This window comes from Amycolatopsis sp. NPDC059657 (assembly GCF_042734395.1).
Taxonomy (GTDB): Bacteria; Actinomycetota; Actinomycetes; order Mycobacteriales; family Pseudonocardiaceae; genus Amycolatopsis.
Genome location: NZ_JBHWEB010000256.1, coordinates 1 through 3,082, shown reverse-complemented (window position 1 = coordinate 3,082; position 3,082 = coordinate 1). Strand labels below are relative to the sequence as shown.

Annotated in this window: 3 protein-coding genes; 2 read left to right on the top strand and 1 reads right to left on the bottom strand. The window is 67.4% G+C overall.

What is annotated here, in order from left to right; all coding sequences use genetic code 11:
• Nucleotides 1-144: 144 nt before the first annotated feature.
• Together ACFV15_RS48030 and ACFV15_RS48025 are read left to right on the top strand one after the other, a co-directional pair.
• Nucleotides 145-789, top strand: coding sequence for a VC0807 family protein (locus tag ACFV15_RS48030; protein ID WP_378360207.1), 645 nt, complete (start codon nt 145-147; stop codon nt 787-789).
• 14 nt (nt 790-803) lie between these two features.
• On the top strand, nt 804-1,925 hold the full coding sequence (locus ACFV15_RS48025) for a PQQ-dependent sugar dehydrogenase (protein WP_378360205.1): 1,122 nt from the start codon (nt 804-806) through the stop codon (nt 1,923-1,925).
• 106 nt (nt 1,926-2,031) lie between these two features.
• Here the strand turns inward: ACFV15_RS48025 and ACFV15_RS48020 are convergent, their stop codons facing one another.
• Entirely contained in the window at nt 2,032-2,763 is a 732-nt protein-coding gene (locus tag ACFV15_RS48020; protein ID WP_378360203.1) for an SDR family NAD(P)-dependent oxidoreductase, read from the bottom strand.
• Nucleotides 2,764-3,082: the final 319 nt, after the last annotated feature.

Here is a 3,082-nt window from a genome sequence, read left to right as displayed (position 1 = left end):
GTTCTGACCGCCCGCAACGCTCACGACCACAACGCGCCGCGCCCGTGACAAATGTAATCCGGAACCGGTGACATCCAGTCCCCTAGCGCTTCCCGTTCGCTCCGTAGCGTTCTGAGTACCGGAGAAACTCAAGGGGGAAAAGGGATGCGGAACAAAATCATGGCGATGCTGCCGTCCATTCTTCGCGACGTGCTGCCGCCGACCGCGGCCTACTACGTGTTGCACGCCCTCGGCGCGGGCGACCGGCTGGCGCTGCTGACGGCTTCGCTGGTGGCAGGCGGGCTGATGGTGTTCGAGACGGTGCGGCTCAGGCGGCTTGAGATCTTCTCTGCCGTGATGCTGGGGGTGTTCGGCATCGGCCTGGTGTTGTCGCTGATCAGCGGTGACCCCCGGTTCATGCTGGTCAAGGAGTCGTTCGGCACCGCCATACTGGGCGGCGCCTTCCTGATCAGCTGTGTGGTCGGCAAGCCGCTGATCTACTTGGCGGCCCGTAGGTTCCGGGCGGGTGACCCGGCGAAGACGCGTGAGTTCGAGCAGCTCTACGACCAGAACCCGGCCGCCCGGCGGCGGTTCAAGGCGCTCAGCTTGGTCTGGGGTGCCGGCCTGATCGTCGAAGCGGCAGTCCGGGTGGTGCTGTGCTTCCGGCTCCCGATCGACACCATGGTCGCGGTGTCGCCGGTGCTCATGATCGGCACGATCACGCTGCTGCTGGGCCTGACCGCCAGGTACGTGCGCCGGTTCAAGGCCGCCGAAAGCAACGCCCAGCGTGGCGCCGAGGTGCTGACGTAGGGACACTGGCGGGTATGCGCGTACTGGCAGTGGTACTGCTTTGCCTGGTCACAGCCTGTTCGAGCGCGGAAACCAGTGCGCCGCCGCCGACCGGCAGGTTCAAGGTCGAGCAGCTCGCCGCCGGGCTCGAGCACGGCTGGGACGTCGGGTTCCTGCCGGACGGCAGGCTGCTCGTCCCGCAGCGGCCCGGCAGGCTCGCGCTGATCGACGCGGGCAAAGTGTCCACAGTGGACGCGGACTTCGGCGATGTGCTCGTGGCTGGCGAGGGCGGGCTGATGGGCCTGGTCGTGCATCCGGATTTCGCGGCGACCGGCGAGTTCACCACCTGCCAGACCCACCGCGACCCGGACGACGTGCGGCTGGTGACCTGGAAGCTCGACGGCACCCGCGCGACGCGCGTGCGTGACCTGCTGACCGGGCTGCCGGTCAACCCGAGCGGACGCCATTCCGGCTGCCGCCCGGCGCTCGCGGCCGACGGCGCGCTGCTCGTCGGCACCGGCGACACCGCGCGGCCGTCGATCTCGCAGGACCGGCGCAGCCTCGGCGGCAAGGTGCTGCGCATCGACCTGCACACCGGGAATCCGTTGCCCGGCAACCCTTTTCTCGGCTCGGCCGACACCGACCCGCGGATCTTGTCGTACGGCCACCGCAACGTGCAGGGTGTCGCCGTGCGAGACGGCGGGCAGGTGTTCACCGCCGAGCACGGCCCGGCGTTCGACGACGAGGTCAACCTGATCAAGCCGGGCGCGAACTACGGCTGGGACCCGTCGAAGGGCGGCACCTCGGCGGACTACGACGAGTCGGTGCCGATGACCGACACCTCCCGCTTCCCCGACGCGGTCCCCGCGGTCTGGTCGACCGGCAAGCTCACCGAAGCCATCTGCGCGGCCGACTTCCTTCGCGGAAAGCAATGGGGCGCGATGGAAGGCAAGCTGGCCGTGGTCGCGTTGAAGGGCCAGAAGATGCTTCTGCTCGGCCTGGATCCGACCGGCGTGCTGGTGGACGTCACCCTGCCCCCGGAGTTCGACGACAAGTTCGGCCGCCTCCGCGCGGTCCGCTCCGGCCCCGACGGCGCCCTCTACGTCACGACCTCGGACGGCACCGACGACAAGCTCCTGAAAGTCACCCCGGCCTAGCCAAAAAAAATCCCAATGCGGCATTCGTCAGGTTTCAGCACGCCAATGTGGGGGCTTTCGTCAGCTCAGAGCTGACGAAAGCCACATTGGGATTTTTTTCCCAGGCTCAGCGGCCCGAGTAGGCGCCGCCGTTGATGTGGATCACCTGGCCGGTGATGTGCGCGACCCCTGGCGAGGCCAGGTAGAAGATCGCGTCCGCGACCTCCTCCGGGCGGCCCGCGCGCTTGTTGAGCGCGAGCGCGACGCGCGGCTTGAGCCATTCGTCGGTCAGCGTGCCGTGGAAGAACTCGGTGTCCGTGGTGACACCAGGCGCGATCACGTTCGCGCTGATGCCACGGCCTGCCAGCTGGCGCGCGAGGTCGATGTTCCACGCCTCGACCGCCGACTTCGACGCCCCGTACGAACCGGAGCCCTGCTTCGCGGCGATCGAGCCGATCGTGACGATCCGCGCGTTGTCGGCGAACCGCGGTTTCAGGCCCGCCGTCACCAGCACGGCGGTCAGCACGTTCGCGTCGAGGTTCGCGTGCCAGGCGTCGGCCAGCCCGGCGAGATCGCCCTCGGCGGGCGCTTCACGCTGACGATCGGTGTTCCCGCCGGCGTTGTTCACGAGCACATCCACGCGCTGCGGCAATTCGGCCAGCGCGTTCTGCACCGCGGCGGGATCGGCCGCGTCGAACGCGACATAACGGGCACCCAGTAATGTCGCCGCCTCCGACAGCACCTTTTCCCGGCGTCCGGTGATGGTGACGTTGTCGCCCGCCTTCGCGAACAACGCGGCGGCGGCGTACCCGATTCCCGTGCCCCCGCCTGTGATTACTACTTCCCTCGGCTCCGTCATGCCTAGATCATGAGTGAACGCACACCCCTACGGCAAGAACTCTCGAAACCCGGTTTGACCTGCACATATATGTGAACGCGGGTCCACATACGTGAACATCGGCAGACCAGGGCAATCCGCCGAACGGCCCCATTACAGCCTGTCGTCCCACTCGCCGGAGTACTGCCGAATGCGACGGGGAAGACGCTCGACGTACTTCCGTTTTGCCGGGGTCGTGAGCGTTGCGGGCGGTTAGTACTCCAGCTGTAGTTCGTGATCGGGTGCTGGTTGTTGGTGCCGTCGCTGGTAGTGGCATTGGCGGGCTCGGTGTTGGTGGTGT

What these genes read in the sequence shown, in the direction of transcription:
- ACFV15_RS48030 (WP_378360207.1), top strand. Translation starts at nt 145, where the DNA reads ATGCGGAACAAAATCATGGCGATGCTGCCGTCCATTCTTCGCGACGTG.
- ACFV15_RS48020 (WP_378360203.1), bottom strand. Translation starts at nt 2,763, where the DNA reads ATGACGGAGCCGAGGGAAGTAGTAATCACAGGCGGGGGCACGGGAATC.
- ACFV15_RS48025 (WP_378360205.1), top strand. Translation starts at nt 804, where the DNA reads ATGCGCGTACTGGCAGTGGTACTGCTTTGCCTGGTCACAGCCTGTTCG.